This is a genomic window from Paenibacillus favisporus (genome assembly GCF_040545415.1).
GTDB lineage: Bacteria > Bacillota > Bacilli > Paenibacillales > Paenibacillaceae > Paenibacillus_AQ > Paenibacillus_AQ favisporus.
Genome location: NZ_JBEPLV010000009.1, coordinates 151765 through 167976, shown reverse-complemented (window position 1 = coordinate 167976; position 16212 = coordinate 151765). Strand labels below are relative to the sequence as shown.

The following is a 16212-nucleotide window of genomic DNA, read 5'->3' as shown; positions in this document are numbered from 1 at the left end:
CAATCACTTCTTTCGTTTTATAGGACAATCATCTCTTTGTTTGATTTCGTCAGCACTTCAATCCCGGTGTCTGTCACGAGAATGTCATCCTCAATGCGGACGCCTCCAAAGCCGGGCAAATAGATACCGGGTTCAACGGTCAAAACCATGCCGGGCTCCAGCAAATCCTCCGTCTTTTCGGAAAAGCGCATCAGTTCATGGATCTCCAGGCCAAACGCATGACCGAGCCCGTGTCCGAAATACTCCCCATATCCATAGCCGGCAATGCAGTCTCTAGCCAAAGCGTCCCCTTCCTTTCCGGTCATCCCCGGCTTTAAGCCTTCCAAGGTCTTTCGATTGGCTTCAAGCACAATCTGGTAAATCTCCTGATGCCGCTCCGTCGGATCACCAATAAAAACCGTCCGCGTCAGATCGGAACAATATCCCCCATAGTTCGCACCGAAATCGAGCGTCACAAATTCGTTCATTCCCAGCGGCTTTGAGCTGGCCAGGCCATGCGGCAGCGCCGAACGGACGCCGGAAGCCACGATCGTCGGGTACGCGGACGAGACGGCTCCGTTTTTGCGCATAAAGTATTCAAGCTCCGTGGCAACGTCCATTTCGGTAACGCCCTGCTTCATGTAGCCCAGAATATGCTTAAAGGCCATGTCCGTAATATCGATCGCCTTTCGAATGTGCTCCTGCTCCCGCTCATCTTTGATTCCGCGCAGCTTTTCCACAAGATTTTGCGTCGGGATCAGTTCAAAACCCTGAAAGGTTTCAACATAGGTTTGGTATGATGCGTACGTGAGATGATCTTGCTCAAACCCGACCTTACGCACTCCTGCAGCACTTAGCTTCTCCCGGATCAATTCAAGCGGCTGGCCCGTATGCTGTTCAACCTGGTATTCTTTGGCCTGTTCCGTTGCTTGACGGGTGTAACGAAAGTCGGTGATCAGCCATGCATGCTTCTTCGTTATGGCGACAAAGCCGGCTGTTCCCGTAAATCCGGTCATATATCTGCGGTTATACGGGCTGGAAATCAAAAGTCCGTCGATACCTTGACGTTCAAGCTCTTCCCTTAACTTGACGAGGCGCTGTGCTTCCATGTTAGGTTCACGCTCCTTATTCATCCTCGCAGCAGCACAGGATGCAATGGTTTCTTCATAATCAATCTAATGTAACAACATTCAACTATGTTGAATGACGGCTGCACAAATCTGCAAAATTACTTCCTTATCCCTTCATGCCGGTCAGCGTAATCCCCTCGATAAAATACCGCTGGCCGATGAAAAACACGATAATGACCGGCAGGATAACCACGGTGGAGGCTGCCATAAGCAGATGCCACTGCGCGCTGTGAAGCGACTGGAACATTTGCAGCCCTAGCGCCAGCGTAAACTTGCTTTCTTCGTTCAAGTACACAAGCGGTCCCATGAAATCGTTCCACGAGTTCATGAACGAGAATAAGCCGATGACGATCAGAGGCGGTTTGGATAATGGAATGATGATCCGCCAGAAAATCGTCCAAGGGCCGGCGCCATCCACATAAGCCGCTTCATCGAGATCTCTCGGGATGCCGGCATAAAACTGCCGCAGCAAAAAGATGTCGAATGCGGAACCGAACCAAACCGGCAATATCAATGGCACGTAAGTGTTAATCAGGTCGGCAAGCCTCCACCCGATAAAAGTGGGGATCAGCGTGACCGCGCCGGGAAGCATCATGCTGGCGAGCAGCAGTCCAAAGAAAAACTTCTTCCCCGGCCAGTCAAGTCTTGCGTAGCTGTATGCCCCGAGTGAGCTGCTGATGAGCGCACCGATCAGGCAGCTGGCGGTGATGGTCAAGGTGTTCCGAAAAAAACGGAGAAAATCGATGGTCGTCAGCGCCTCCGTATAGTTTTGAAACCGGAACGGCGAGGGAATCCATTTGGGCGGCATCTCGAAAATCTGCATGGACGACATCATGGAGCTGCGCACTAACCAGAACAATGGCAGCAAACAGAATACACTCCCCAGGATGAGAATGGCGTATACGATAATCTGCGAGACCCGGCGGCTTTTCCTCATGGGCGCTACACCTCACTTTCGTAAAATACCCAGGACTTGGATGTCCGGAAAAAGATCGCCGTGACAATCAGGATGATGATAAAGAGGATCCAGGCGATGGCTGAGGCCTGCCCCATTTCGCCGAACTGAAAAGCCTGACGGTAAATGTAGTAGTTGTAGAACAAGCTGGCGTTATTCGGTCCTCCCTGCGTCATAATCAAGGCTTCCGTGAACACTTGGAAAGCCCCGATTGACCCCATGATCAGGTTGAAGAAAATGATCGGCGTCATCATTGGAATGGTGATATGGCGGAACTTTCGGACCGCACCTGCACCATCTACGATGGCGGCTTCATACAAGGATCTGGGTACACCCTGGAGTCCTGCCAGGAAAATAATGATCGTGCTTCCCATCCCCCACAGGCTCATGATCACAATGGAAGGAACCACCGTATTTTCAGAGTACAGCCAATTTAAGGTGGGCAGATTCAGCGCTTCAAGGAAGCTGTTGAACAGTCCGAGGTCCGGGCTGAACAGCCAGATCCAGATCATCGAGGACGCGACGGCCGGCACGATCGCCGGCAAATAGAAGATCGTGCGGAACACCGATTTGCCGCGGATAAATTCCATGTTCAGCAGGAAAGCGGCGATAAATGAGACGATCAGTCCGAGCGGAACGCGGAGAATGACGTATTTAAAGGTCACCCACAGCGAATTGTAAAAATAAGGATCCGTTCCGTCGAAAAGCCGCTTATAATTCGTAAACCCGATGAATTTGGGCGTATTCACGATCCGGTAATCCGTAAAGCTGAGCAGCAAGCTGGTGAGCATGGGCAGAATGACAAACAGCATAATCCCAAAGATGCTGGGCAGGGCGAAGAGAATGCCCGCCACGGCGATACGGCGTTTGTGCAGCATGGGAATCCCTCCTTTCTGGATCGGTTCGTTCGGACGGGGTTATTTGCCGTAATAGCCTTCAATCAGTGGCTGTACTTTAGGTTCGATCTCTTTCAGTGCTTCCTCCGCTGACTTCTTGCCGGTCCAAACCAAGTCAAGGGCAGGGGTCACCAGCGCATTGATTTTATCCAGGTTCTTCACTTCAAAGCCAGGGGTCCGGATGCCGTTTTCAATCGTCTGTTTCATGAAAGCATCTGTGTATCCCTCCGGGTGAGCCTTGTTCCCCGACGCCCATTTATTGATGAGGTCCGGATTCGTATACCACTCTTTCTTGAGCGGCATCCACAAGCCGCCTTCAATCAGCGGCAGCACCGATTCCGGATCCGCCATGTACTTATACAGCATCCATGCCTCTTTCGGATGCTTGGTTGATTTGAAAATGACCGTCGGCGCGCCGTCCAGAAGCGTGTTGCTCTTCATTAATTTAGGCAGGACACCGACCCCAAGATTGAAATCCTGTTCTGCAAAAGCCTGGAGCGCCCAGTTGCCGGATACGGTCATGGCGACCTTCTTGGTCTGGAGCGCCATGTCAGGAAGGCTCTTGGTCTGCAGCGGCGTCGGCGATACGTGGTGCACATACATTAAGTCCGCCAGCTTTTGAATCGCGTCAATCGCCTCCGGCTTCGCCAGCCCGAATCCTTTTCCGTCTTCCGTCAGGAAATTACCGCCGTTCGAGACCACCGCTGCCATCATGTTGTACGGATCGTATTGGAGGCCGAACTGCTTGATCTTATTCGGATTAAAATTAGGGTCAAGCGCGTTTCGTCCCTGATCGTCCAGGGTCAGCTTCTTTGCGTACTCAATGAACGTGTCCCAGTCCCATGCCTTATCTGCCTGCGTGGGAGGAAGCTCGACACCCGCCTCAAGGAGCATATCCTTGTTGTACATGAGTCCGTATCCTTCTACAGCCGTACTCATGCCGATCGTGTTGCCCGGTTCGATTTCATACCATACTTGATCCAGGTAATCTTCCTTCTTGAATTCCTTGTCCTCCTCGATCAGCGGAGCCAGGTTCAGCAGCTTCCCGTCTTTCCCCCAGCTTAGTGCCGCTCCGGATGATAAATATCCGAGGTCTGGTGCGACATTGCCTGCGACCATCGTCGTCAGCTTGGTCAAATAGTCCGCCGGAATGTGCATAGGCTCCACTTGAATGCCGGTCTTTTGCTCAAAGCTTTTGAGCGCATCCGTGACCGTTTTCTTTTCGATCGTGTCTCCCCAGAAAGCAAACTTCAGGGTGACCTTTTCTTCCCCTTTGCCCCCTTCTTTGCTCCCTCCTTCACTTTGGGCTGATCCTCCGCTGCCCGAACAGCCCGATAGGGAAACGGTTACAGCCAGTAAAGCGGGTAAAGCGATCCCAGCGAGAAATTTGGAAATTCTCATTCTTTTACCCTCCAATCACATGGAATTGATGTTTGTAAATTCATTGTAAAAAAGCGGAGGATCAAAAAAAATTCAAACATTTTTGGAATGGTGGACAATTTTTATGTGTTGTTTATACCGGCAATTTAATAATGACGGTCGTTCCCCTGCCTTCTTCAGAGGTTACGGTCACGCCGTAGGAATCACCGTAGATGAGTTTGATTCGCTGATCAACGTTGCGTATGCCGATAGAGCGGCTCTCTTCCCGTGTCAAACCAGCCAGTTTGTGATGCGGGATGCCGATTCCGTTATCCTCCACCATGAAAATCCGCTCATCCCCAATAAGCCGCCCCCGGATCACAATCTGTCCACCGCTGTGCAGGCGGGCGAAGCCGTGAACGATGGCGTTCTCAACAAAGGGCTGCAGGAACAGCTTTGGGACCTTGTAGGAATACAGCTCAGGCGAGATGTCATAGGTCACAGTGAATTTGCCTTCAAACCGCTGCTCGGTAATCGAAAAATAATGCTTCAACCAATTCAGGTCCTCCTCCAGGTCGCCGATGTCCTGATTGCTTGCAGAAGTATACTGCAGCATGGAAGACAGGCTGACGATCATGGCACTTAATTCGTTTTGCTCGTTCTCGAGTGCCGTCCAGTTCATGATGTTGAGCGTGTTATACAGAAAATGCGGATTCAGCTGAATGTTCAGGGACATAATTTGGGTTTCTTTTTCTCTCAGCTTCACTTTATAGTTTTCTTCGATCAGGTTGTTGATTTTAACATTCATTTGATTGTACTTGTGGATGAGCAGCCCCATCTCGTTATAGGATTTGACCGGGATGCGGGTATCGAATTCCCCTTCTCCCGTTTTTTTGATCGCTCGAAGCAGCTGTTGAATGGGTTTGGTGATGGAGTTGGCCAGAAAAAATGCCAAGAGAAGCGAGACCAGCAGAAGGATCAGCGTCAAATAGAACGTGTACGACTTCACCTCCGGCAAAAAGGCGCTGCCGAGCGCCTCCGGCGAGATCGTGACACCGGAAATCCAGCCGGTCACATCGGAAGTGTCGAAGCATACGATGAGCGGCTTACCGTTTCTTGTGATCGTGAGAGTGCCGCTCTTCATCTCCGCCATTCTTTTCAATGAGGTTTCATCCATCGTGGAATCCTTTTCCTGCGAATCGGCTACCCTCTGACCGTCCCGGCTCATGATAAAAAAAGAAGCCCCGGTGGATGGGAGCACGCTGGCGAAGCGGGAACGGTAATAATCGGGCTGATAGGTGATGACCAGCACGGGAAGTTCGGCTGCACCCTGCAGCTCGATCACCTCCCCGTTATTGATCCGAAACAATTTCAGCAGTCGCACGCCGGCCAGAAGCTGAACGTTCTCGGAGGGCACGGGAGACCCGGCATTCCGATGAAACATGTCACCATACGAAAACGTCGGGACCCAGGCCATTCCCCCATCCGCTTGTACGGCAGCCTGATACAGGGCTGTTTGGTTAAACCCTTCATAAGGGATAAAGGCGGTAGCACCGGTAGGCCCGATGTCTGAATAGCTGGTGATTAAGTGGATGGAGTACATGTGCTTCAAGTCAGGAAAATATGTATTCAGCGCCCGGCTTACCTTTTTCTCCATCGTGATCATTTGGTATTCGTCTTTCGGATCCGCAGTGAGGTATTGTTCGTACAGAACCTGCTCCGCGATCAAAGCGAGGCTGCTGTCTTCGACCCTGGCGAGCTCGGCGTCCATGATTTCGTTGTTCTGCTTCACAATAGAATACAGGTTCTGTCTGGCAAAGTCGGAAATAAACCCGCTGCTTGACACAAAATATCTATAGCTAAGTATCGTTAGGGGAATGGTGACGATGAGGGCATAGGACAACATCAGCTTCGTTCGATAGCTCAGATCCTGAAATCGCGGCATCAATCGGCGGTTTCTCAATGAACATCCCTTCCTTATATGCTGGTAGCGGATAAATGGCGGTATTCATCCGGGCTTGTGCCGTACTCCTTCCGAAACAGCCGGATAAAATACTTCACATCCCTGTAGCCCACGTTCTCGGCCACTTGGTAAACTTTCTGGGAGGTTTGCAGCAGCTGGCTGGCCGCCGCCCTCATTCGAATGTGGGTGATGTATTGGTGGATGGTCATACGGGTGTGGTTTTTAAACAGAATACAAAAATACGAGGGGTTGAAATGAAACTTCACGGCCAGTGTGCTCAGGGACAAATCCTCCTCACCATAGTTGGCTTCAATATAGGCTTTGCAGCTGTCCACCACGGTCTCACTTTTACACTGTCTACGTTGGTCTATATGATTGGCCATCTCTAGAACCCACTGGAAGGCTGTCTCCCGTAATTCGTCCATGCGGCTGCAGCGCATCAGTGCTCCTTCAAAAGCGGCATTGGGGATATGAGAAAGTCCCTTTTCGCTCAAAATTGAAGTGACATGGTGAATCGAGGCGGCGACGGAATACTTCAACCTGGAGGGATCGGGATATCCCTGGGCCAATGTACGATCCAGTTCGGTCTTCAGACACGAATGAATGTCATCCTTTTTGCCGGATAGAATCGCCTTGACCAGTTTGCCTGCATCCAAATGGATGATCGCGGACGGGTCTTTAGGGCTCAGTTGGTCAGACTTATACAATTTTCCCGGCCCGTCGTAAAATAAGCTTTGAAGTGCAAAGCGCGCCTGCTGATATGACAACTGCGCCCCTTGCCCCCACTCTGTAAAGTACATGCCTATGCCTACTGTTAGTTCCTGGTTATGCTCCTTCTGAAAATGATCCATCAGTTCCTGCAGTTGCGCTTCAAGCGCATAGGTGATGTCAAAAGATACGTCGGCGCTAAGGATTACCCCCGTCAACCATTGATCCGTAACGTAAAAGGCATGGGCAAGTCCGGCTTCCTCCATGATGTGGGCAAGCATGCGTTTAAGCAGGGACAACATCCGCTTCCGGTCCGCTCCGCTTGTGTGGATCACGGCACCCAGCGAGATTCCGCGTCTCCAGCCTGAAAAGGACCTCTGCAGCAAATTGATGTCTGTTTCGGCAGGACTTCCCTCGAGCAGTTCGGACAAAGCCGATTCGATGGTCGCCTCACGCAGGACTCCCGCCTTATGTTCGGCTTTCTGAAGGAGAGGCGTCACCTTCTGGGCTTCCACCGGCTTGAGCAGGTAATCGCTTGCCCCGAGCTGCAGCGCTCGCTGTGCATAGGCGAAATCCGAGTAGGCGCTCAAAATCACCACGCTTTCGCTCCCCCCGCGGCGGGTCAAACGTTCCACGAATTCAAGGCCGTCCATGATCGGCATCTGGATATCGGTAAATACAAGATCGATCGGATGGGTCTCCATCCTTTCCAGCGCTTCCGCACCATCCCTGGCATTAAAGATGTGATACTCCGGCCTCAGATTTTTCAACATCCGCGACAACCCTTGTCTGTGCTTCGGTTCGTCGTCAACGACTAAGACGTTCAGCATATCCAATCCCCCCTGCGTATGAATGGTACAAAAAATGCCCATCCGGGTTTCAAGTAAATTGAAGGTTATGGCGCTGCCAACCGTTTACAAGAATCCTGTATGAGCATGTGACAACAAGGACAGACATCAACTTACCGAGCATTGCCGGTTAGACGGACTCAAACTTTGGAATCCGAGCAGAAAACCGACAAGTACTTTACTTCATCTGTGATGGGCGTATATTTATGATTTTCGTAGGAGTCGAAATACAGGCTGTCGCCGGCATGCAGTGTATAAGCTTCCTGGCCGACATAATAAATCATGGTCCCTTCGAGCACATAAATGAATTCCTGCCCGATATGGGAGACCGTTCGCTTCTCCGTCTTCCCTTTCTTCGCTACAAAATAAAAGGGCTGCATCAACTTCTCGGGCCGCTCGGCCGCAATGGCCGAAAACGAATATCCTTTCTCCGACGTGACCATCTTATCCAGGGTCCCCGTCATTGTGGTATACACCGTCCCGTTTTGGTCGCTGTCATCAAGCAAAATGGATATTTTGGTTCCAAGCGCCTCGGCGATTTTGATCAGCGTGCCGATGGGCGGCACCGTTTTTCCGTTTTCGATTTTGGACAGCAGGCTTTTGGTAAAGCCACAGGCATGGGCGATTTCGTCCAGGGTCCGATTTTGGTCCTTGCGAATTTTTCGGATCTTACTCCCCAATTCCATCACATTGATCTCCTAAATAGAATGAAATTCAACTTAGTTTAATAAAATGAAACAATATTTAATGACGATTGTCAATAAAATTTTCCAATGTATTCAGGCATTTTTTTCTGTGTGCGGTAGGCCGGAAAACTACCATTTACAGCAAAAAAACAGGGAATATCCTAATTTAGGACACTCCCTGTTTGTGATTAATCTGATTAATGATTTATATTATTAAATATAAACGACTTCTATTTTTCGCATCAGCAAGCACTAATTCCAGAAATACTGCATTTCCCTGTAACCGAGATCCCACAATCTCGCATTTCCCTTAATGGTGATTGTAAGTTTATTCGCTTTTTCAATTGGAATTTCGTACGTATCAGCAGCTCCCTCTTGGTAGGTTGGTGCTTCTGTCAGCAGGAGCTGCTGCCCATCGACCGTAATCGCAAGCGTTCCTCCCAGCTTACCTGTTGCTCCATACTTGAAGTAGAGGATGATATCTTTTCCACTTAGTTCAGAGGTGTAAATTGCTGCAGTTTGCTGTTTGAAACTGAACACATTGTACTGAGGCAGCACCTGTTCGCCGCCCAATTCAAAACGAAATGGTGCTGTGTGTTGAACCGTATTTCCACTTGCGTTCTTCACTTCGTTGATTGCAACGAAAGGTCCTTCTTTTTTTGTCAGCGCCGTTTCGATCACTTCGCAGCAGCCCCATACGGCAGCGAAAATGAACAATGCGGAAAATCCGGAAATCACAAGCTGCTTCTTTATCGTTTTTGCGTTTGAGCCTAATTTGAATGCCGCGTATCCGATGGAAGCACCTATTGAATTTTGAAGCGCGTCGTTGATATCGCCGCTGCCCAGATAAGTAAGCATCTGTACCGTTTCGACCACCATGATGGACAAAAAGAACAATGTAATAAATCGAACGTAGCGCATGGGAAACAACATCGGAATCAAAAAGCCGAAAGAAATAAATGCAGCGAAGTTGCCAAAACCAAACAGAGCCATTAAGGAAAATCGAAACAAATCAGGCAAATCCGGTACATGATAAAAATCAATGGGCGTAAAAATAAATTCGTACTCTGTTATCTGGTGCGATGCCCCGATTCTGCCAAACGCAAAAAACATAAAATACAAAATGAGGACTGTATAAAGGATGGTGATGATCAGGATAACCTTGCGATTCTTTCCCATAAATTCTGCTCCCTATTGCGAAATGAGTGGGTATCTCATGCAAGTTTATCCCAAGATTCATACTTCTCCTAGGGTTCTTTCTTACACCAAACTTACGCGGTTGTCACGTAAGGGGAACGATCGGACGCAACAAAAAAAGAGCATCAGGTGAACCAGCGCACCCTTTGCCCTTAATAAATGTTACCTAGGAATACAGTCCGCAGGGGACATGAACACTTCAAGTGGCTGTCTACCCGTTTTGCCTAGGCTTGCAAAGCTTTTGTTATAAGTTCTTTAAGCGTCGTCTGATATCCGATCAATTGATGTAAATCGTCGGTCGTTTTCTCCATAGTTCCTTCTGCAACAGTGTTATAGATAAAGGCCGTCGTTTGAGCTAAAGATTCCGATAAGCCTGCTTGAACAAGCATAGCCTTCTCTTCGTCGAAAGAAACCTTTTGATGGATGATGTGCTTACCTGATACTTCGGAGAGAACTTCCGCCAACTCATCGAAACTCCATGGACGATTGGAAACCAGCGTGTATTGCTTGTTTTCGTGTCCTTCCCCGGTCAGTACCGTCGCGGCAGCAAGTGCCAGATCACTGCGGCTGACCGCATTCACTCTCCCTGTGCCCGTGTTGGTGACGATCGCCCCGCTTTCTACATTTGCTTGAAGGTGGTCATTGATGAAAAACTCCGCATATCCGCCATTTCGCAAAAAGGTATATGGGATATGGGTTGCGCGGATGGCATATTCGGTGGCCATATGAACGAGTGCAAACGGATTTTCCTCGGCAAAAGCGAAGCTGGTATAGGCAATATGCCTAATTCCCGCATCTCTGGCAGCTTTGATCACATTGGCATGCTGAACGATCCGCAGCGAATCATCGGTATCCGGACTGGATACAAACAGCAGTTTGGTCCCGCCTTCAAAGGCTGCGCGAAGTGTTCCCGGATCGTTGTAATCGCCTTGGCGGACTTCCAGCCCTGCCTCCGTTAGCGAAGCAGCTTGATCCAGTTTTCGAACGACTGCAATGATCTGGCTTCCCGGAATCTTTTTCAGTAAATGGTCTATAACGAGCCCGCCTAAGTTTCCCGTGGCTCCTGTGATAACCAGCTTCATCCGATGTGCTTCCTTTCAGAAAGGTAGTCTGCGTGCGGAATCATTTCGATTCCATATACAATCATCCTACCACAATCAATTGGTAAAAAAAGGTTATAACCGAACTTTCCTCATGCCAATTGATGGAGGGTTATCTCACTAACATTCTGGTATTTACTGCTGATAACCGTTTTAGCTATGCTTCACGATGTTTTCCGAAGTGCGGAATGCCAAAGCTAGAATCGTCAGTACCGGATTCACTCCGCCGTTGGTTACATGCACGGATCCGTCGCTCACCCACAGGTTGTCGTAACCGTGTACGCGTCCCGTCGGATCGGTGACCGAAGTGGCGGGATCATCCCCCATCCGAAGCGTGCCTGCCTGATGCTGTCCGCCGCTAAGCCCGGTTCCCGGAGTCGTTCGCCAAATCTGGCGCGCACCGGCAGCCCAGAGCCACTTCTCGGCCTGTTCGCCCAGCATCGCTGCCGCCCGCAGCGACTCCGGATGGACCTGGCCCGAGAGCTGGGCGACTGGCATACCGAAACGGTCCTTGACCGTTCGTGAGAGACGTACTCTCGATTCCGACGTCGGGATCTCTTGAATCGGTCCCTGGATCTGACTGGTGCGCAAATAGCTGTCACGCATCACTTCTTTGCCTGCCAGCCCCCATCTCGGAGCGTCTGGAGCAAGTGCCCTGTACCAATGGATAAGGGGAAGCCGGGTGAATTCGTTGGCGAGGAGTCCGCCCCCGATCACGCCGCCGCCATTGTCATGGGCGAAGCGAAGCGTAGCGATGCTGACACCAGGGCCAAGACCGTCCTGGATCGGATCGTCCATGAGACCGTACGCGCCCGTGTAGACATGCCCCTGCAGATTCCGGCCGACTTGGCCGGAACGGTTGCCGATGCCGTCCGGCTCTGCATCGGTAGCCGAGTTCAGCAGCAAACGCGCGCTTTCGATCGCGCCGGCGGCTACGATGACTTGACCGGCTGCCACCAGTTGACGCCGGATCTTCCCGCCTGCTTCCTGCACCAGCCGTACCCCGGTGGCCCGCTTCCCGCCTTCCGCCTCAATCCGCTCCACCATCGTATCGCAGATGATATCGCAGTTACCGGTGGTGGCCGCTCGGACGAGCATCGTGTTATGTCCCCCGTTTTTGCTGTTGGTTGGACAAGCGAAGCCAACGCATTGGCCGCACTGTCCGCATGCCGGCCTGCCGTCCCGTTCGACCGAGTTGATCAGCAGCGGCACCGATCCGGCGTCCCATCCCAAACGGGCTGCCGCTTCCGCCAGCCGCCGCGCTTCCGTCGTCAAGGGCATAGCCGGCATCGGGTAAGGCCGGCTCCGCTTGGCATGCCCGGTGTGGGCGTTCCCGTCACCGGATACGCCCACCTCCCATTCGGCCCTCACATAATAAGGTTCCAGATCCTCGTACGAGATCGGCCAGTCGCTAAGAGAACTCCCGTCCGGGATGCCGTAGTGGCTTGCCATGCGAAAATCCTCCGGATGGAACCGCCACGCCTGAGCGCCGTACACCCGCGTACCGCCGCCAACCGTCATGGCATTGTTGTGGTAATCTCCTTCATGCGGAGCTGTGATTCTCTCTTCCCCAGCCTCAGCAAGAAACGTACGCGGACTGCCCTCCAGATCAGGTCCGGTGTTGTGGCCGAATTTGCTCAGACGGTGGTTGCGCAAATGGTCCCGGCCTACCTGGTCATACCGAAGCCAGCGGCCGCGTTCGATGACGAGAACGCGCATGCCCGACTCAGCCAGTACCGCCGCCGCGACCGATCCGCCCGCTCCGGCTCCGATAACGACGGCATCGTAGCGGTCTTGTAGCTGATCGAGTGTTCGTAAAGGCAAATCGGCTTCGACTGGCGGTCCCTGTTCGCCGGATACCGGACCTGGCCGAAAACCGATCATTTCCCATGATTTACCTTCGCGATTCCCACCGGATTCAGGATTTCCATAGTAGCCTTCGACGACAAGCTCCAACAATGCGTTGAAGAACATTGCGGACGAAACAGGCCAATCGCGGACGCGGTCATGCTGGACATCCTGCAGCAATCCATCCTGTTGCTCCCCGAACAGTTCTGAAAATGCGTGCCCATACCGGGCCAACGCTTCCGACTCGAGTGCGCGGAGGCCGGGTTCGATCAGCTTGTTCCAAGTTGAAGGATCCTCATTTGCCCTACGTTCCATATAGACGAGTGCACCTCCGCCGGCCGCAGACGGCCACTCATTTTCCGGGATGAATCGATTAGAAACCGCTTCCAATATGGGATGCCACTCGACTAATCGGGATGTTTGATTGTTCTGATTCATTTGCTGCCACCTTTCTTCTCCTTCGAATTGTCGCTTTTTGGTTTTTCGATACATTCGTAGACTAAAACTGTGCTTCATGCAAAATTACCGATTCATCGTAACCGTTCTCATTCTAAGTGATGCATCTAATATTCTCTTTATTCGTCTCTAAACCCTGCTTGCGGCCATGCTCATTCTGCAATTATACCTAATCATCCATTAAAGATTTTGATTTGACTATATCCAAGTTAAATCATATATTTAATTATATTTAATTTGTAAGTACGTAAGTTTAAGTAAGCAGCAATGACAATACTGCAGATATTTATTTAAAAAGGAGAGAAATCGTATATGAGCAGCGTTCAATCCATCGTCAATGAAATTTTGCCGGAGGTGCAAGGACAGCGCAAATCCGAATACCCGGTAAGCCCGCTATTTCTAAATCGCTGGTCTACACGGGCTTTTTCCACCCGCAAAGTCAGTGATCAGGACCTTTATACCATCCTTGAGGCCGCACATTGGGCTCCATCCTCTTATAATGATCAGCCTTGGCGCTTTATCGTCGCTAAAACCGAAGAGCAGCTCAGCACATTTCATTCATTTTTAAACGAATTCAATTTAACATGGGCGTCCAGTGCGCCAATTCTCATTGTGGTCGCTTCCGACAAGCTTAGAGAAAACGGCGACCCGAACGGTGCGCATGCCTTCGATGCCGGCGCAGCTTGGGCTTCCTTGGCGATTCAAGCGACAATCCTCGGTCTGCATACGCATGCCATCGGCGGTTTTGACCGCAATAAAGCCCGTGAATTATTGAACGTACCGGATCACATCGAGCTTCACGCCGTGATTGCCCTCGGCTATCTGGGCGATAAATCCGTACTTCCGGAAGCGATCCAGCAGCGAGAAGTGCCGAATGACCGCCGCCCACTGAACGAGCTTGTTTTTGAGGGAAAATTTGAGTAAAGTAAGCCGCTCCATCGCATCTATTTAAAAAGCTGGCCAAGTTCGGCCAGCTTTTATTGTGCTGCATCTAATCCCGTGAAAAGAGAACAACCCCTTGGAGAACCAAGAGGCTGTTATGTCTATATTTTTAATTTAAGCCTTAACGGCAATCACTTCGATCTCGACCAGACCACCCTTTGGCAGCTTGGCTACCTGAACCGCACTGCGTGCCGGATAAGGTTCTGTGAAGAACGTGGCGTACACCTCATTGACTTTCTGAAAATCGTTCATATCCTGCAAAAATACCGTCGTTTTAATCACATCGTTCATGGTAAAGCCCGCTGATTCGAGAATCGCTTTTACGTTGAGGAGTGAACGTTGTGTCTGCTCCTCCACAGATACCGGAAATACGCCTTTCGTGTCCATTCCGAGCTGTCCGGATGTGATTAGCATGTTTCCGATTTGAACTGCCTGGGAGTAAGGTCCGATGGCTCCGGGAGCTTCGGTTGTTGCGATCGTTTGTCTCTCTTGTGATGTCATAGTTTCTCTCTCCTTGTCGCGCTTGAAAGCACGTATAAATGTTTATGGGAATTGCAAAAACCTGGTCAGCGTCAACCTGTATTTTTGCAAGTACCTGAATGGAAATTAAGGTTATCGTTAGTTCGTATGGGCTGCCTTTGCCGCGGCCATCGTTTCCGAATTCATTTCTTCTGCATTCGGACCGTCATATTCTTGCAGCATTTCTTGTTGCTGTTCCGGCGTCAGCTTGGCGATCCCAAAACCGGTGAAGCCCCAGATCATGGCGAAAATGATCCCTGTCCAGCACAGCATGGCCCATGGCAGATAGGAGAGCGTTGCGACGCCCAGCGTACCGGCCATGTAGGCGCCTGCTGCCGTCCATGGCAAAATGGGTTCCGTAATCGCAGCGGAGTCTTCGACCGTCCGCCCGAGATTTTTCGGATGCAGTCCACGGCGGATGTATGCTTCGCGCAGCATTTCGCCCGGCATCAGGATGGACACTTGGCCGTTGCTTGTGACGCCGATCATCGTCAATCCGGTCACGATCGTTGCAACGATCATGGACCCTGTCGAGCGTACATGCTTCAGGATTCGGTTCACGATCAGCTCAAGCGATTTGGTGAGCGATATGGTGCCGGCAAACGTAATTGCGCTGAAACAGATTAACAATGTTCCCATCATGGAGTTCATTCCGCCGCGGTTCAGAAGCTTCGGTACATCCGGGATGACCGCAGCCGAGTCGAATCCTTGAACGTGAACCATCGCGATGTCGAATCCGTTCAATACGGAGCTTACGACATCATGCAATGTGAAGCCTTGGAAAATCAGGGCATTTGCCATCGCAAAGGCTGAAGACAGCAGCATGACCGGCAGCGTAGGCTTTTTTCGGATCGAGCCGTACAACACGATGAGTATCGGGACGATGAGCAGTAAATTCCAGTGGTAAATCGTGCCCAGCGTATCCATAATGGTCCCTACTTTTTCAGGGATACCTGCACCTGCCGTATGCGTGTTCAACCCCGTAATGACATACACAATTCCGGCCACGATAAATGAAGGCAGCGTCGTGTACAGCAAATGACCAATATGCTCATACAGGTTTACACCTGTGGACAGCGCGGCAATATTCGTCGTATCCGAGAGCGGTGACAGCTTGTCACCGAAGTAGGCACCGGCAACCACCGCGCCGGCAACGGCTGCCAGATTCACATCCAGTCCGGCGCCCACGCCCATAAACGCTACCCCGATCGTTCCTGCCGAGCCCCAGGACGTACCGGTACAGACCGATACGACCGACGTCACCAAAAAGGCGGTGATGAGCAAAAACTGCGGGTTGATGATTTTAAGCCCGTAATAAATCATCATCGGGATCGTGCCGCCCACCATCCATGCCCCGATCATCAACCCTACGGCAATCAGGATTAGAATGGCCGGCATCGTTTTGGCAATTTTTTGGGCGATAGAATTCAAAATATCGTTGTAGCTGTGCCCCAGCTTAACCGCAATGATCCCCGCTACAACCGTTGAAGCGATAATGAGCGGTTCAGGCGGCAGCTCGAACATGACGTATCCCAAGCACAGCAGCACCACCATCGTTATGATCGGAAGTAAGGCTAAAAAAAGCGTCGGTTCTTTAATTTGTTTTCCCTTCGTTTGCTCTGTCAT

The 16212-nt window shown here is 50.9% G+C and carries 13 protein-coding genes; 1 reads left to right on the top strand and 12 read right to left on the bottom strand.

Annotation, left to right across the window (positions count from 1 at the left end):
- Positions 1-17: 17 nt before the first annotated feature.
- From ABID47_RS31715 to ABID47_RS31670, 10 genes are all read right to left on the bottom strand, one after another.
- On the bottom strand, positions 18-1088 hold the full coding sequence (locus tag ABID47_RS31715) for a M24 family metallopeptidase (RefSeq protein ID WP_354503003.1): 1071 nt from the start codon (positions 1086-1088) through the stop codon (positions 18-20).
- A gap of 127 nt (positions 1089-1215) precedes the next feature.
- Positions 1216-2046 (bottom strand): carbohydrate ABC transporter permease, encoded by an 831-nt coding sequence (locus ABID47_RS31710; RefSeq protein ID WP_105442956.1) that lies wholly within the window; start codon positions 2044-2046, stop codon positions 1216-1218.
- A 5-nt stretch (positions 2047-2051) separates the two neighbouring features.
- On the bottom strand, positions 2052-2942 hold the full coding sequence (locus tag ABID47_RS31705; RefSeq protein ID WP_179281058.1) for a carbohydrate ABC transporter permease: 891 nt from the start codon (positions 2940-2942) through the stop codon (positions 2052-2054).
- Positions 2943-2981: 39 nt separating this feature from the next.
- The gene (locus tag ABID47_RS31700) at positions 2982-4361 is read right to left on the bottom strand and encodes an ABC transporter substrate-binding protein (RefSeq protein WP_354503000.1); all 1380 of its coding nucleotides are present in this window, start codon (positions 4359-4361) and stop codon (positions 2982-2984) included.
- A 112-nt stretch (positions 4362-4473) separates the two neighbouring features.
- Complete coding sequence (locus tag ABID47_RS31695) at positions 4474-6282, bottom strand: cache domain-containing sensor histidine kinase (protein WP_354502998.1); 1809 nt, start codon at positions 6280-6282, stop codon at positions 4474-4476.
- Between the two features lie 14 nt (positions 6283-6296).
- Entirely contained in the window at positions 6297-7820 is a 1524-nt protein-coding gene (locus tag ABID47_RS31690; protein WP_354502996.1) for a response regulator, read from the bottom strand.
- Positions 7821-7978: 158 nt separating this feature from the next.
- Positions 7979-8524 (bottom strand): helix-turn-helix domain-containing protein, encoded by a 546-nt coding sequence (locus ABID47_RS31685; protein WP_354502994.1) that lies wholly within the window; start codon positions 8522-8524, stop codon positions 7979-7981.
- Positions 8525-8776: 252 nt separating this feature from the next.
- Positions 8777-9703 (bottom strand): VanZ family protein, encoded by a 927-nt coding sequence (locus tag ABID47_RS31680; RefSeq protein ID WP_354502992.1) that lies wholly within the window; start codon positions 9701-9703, stop codon positions 8777-8779.
- A 242-nt stretch (positions 9704-9945) separates the two neighbouring features.
- The gene (locus tag ABID47_RS31675) at positions 9946-10803 is read right to left on the bottom strand and encodes an SDR family oxidoreductase (RefSeq protein ID WP_354502990.1); all 858 of its coding nucleotides are present in this window, start codon (positions 10801-10803) and stop codon (positions 9946-9948) included.
- Positions 10804-10974: 171 nt separating this feature from the next.
- The gene (locus tag ABID47_RS31670) at positions 10975-13107 is read right to left on the bottom strand and encodes a GMC family oxidoreductase (RefSeq protein ID WP_354502988.1); all 2133 of its coding nucleotides are present in this window, start codon (positions 13105-13107) and stop codon (positions 10975-10977) included.
- Positions 13108-13437: 330 nt separating this feature from the next.
- On the opposite strand from ABID47_RS31670, the gene ABID47_RS31665 reads away from it, so the two are divergent.
- A complete protein-coding gene (locus ABID47_RS31665; protein ID WP_354502986.1) occupies positions 13438-14049 on the top strand; it encodes a nitroreductase family protein in 612 nt (203 codons plus the stop codon).
- A 132-nt stretch (positions 14050-14181) separates the two neighbouring features.
- Here the strand turns inward: ABID47_RS31665 and ABID47_RS31660 are convergent, their stop codons facing one another.
- Together ABID47_RS31660 and nhaC are read right to left on the bottom strand one after the other, a co-directional pair.
- Positions 14182-14568 carry a RidA family protein gene (locus tag ABID47_RS31660; protein WP_354502984.1) on the bottom strand — a complete coding sequence of 129 codons (387 nt, stop codon included), beginning with the start codon at positions 14566-14568 and terminating at the stop codon, positions 14182-14184.
- Between the two features lie 117 nt (positions 14569-14685).
- Positions 14686-16212, bottom strand: a complete 1527-nt coding sequence (gene nhaC, locus ABID47_RS31655; RefSeq protein ID WP_354502982.1) for a Na+/H+ antiporter NhaC — start codon at positions 16210-16212, stop codon at positions 14686-14688.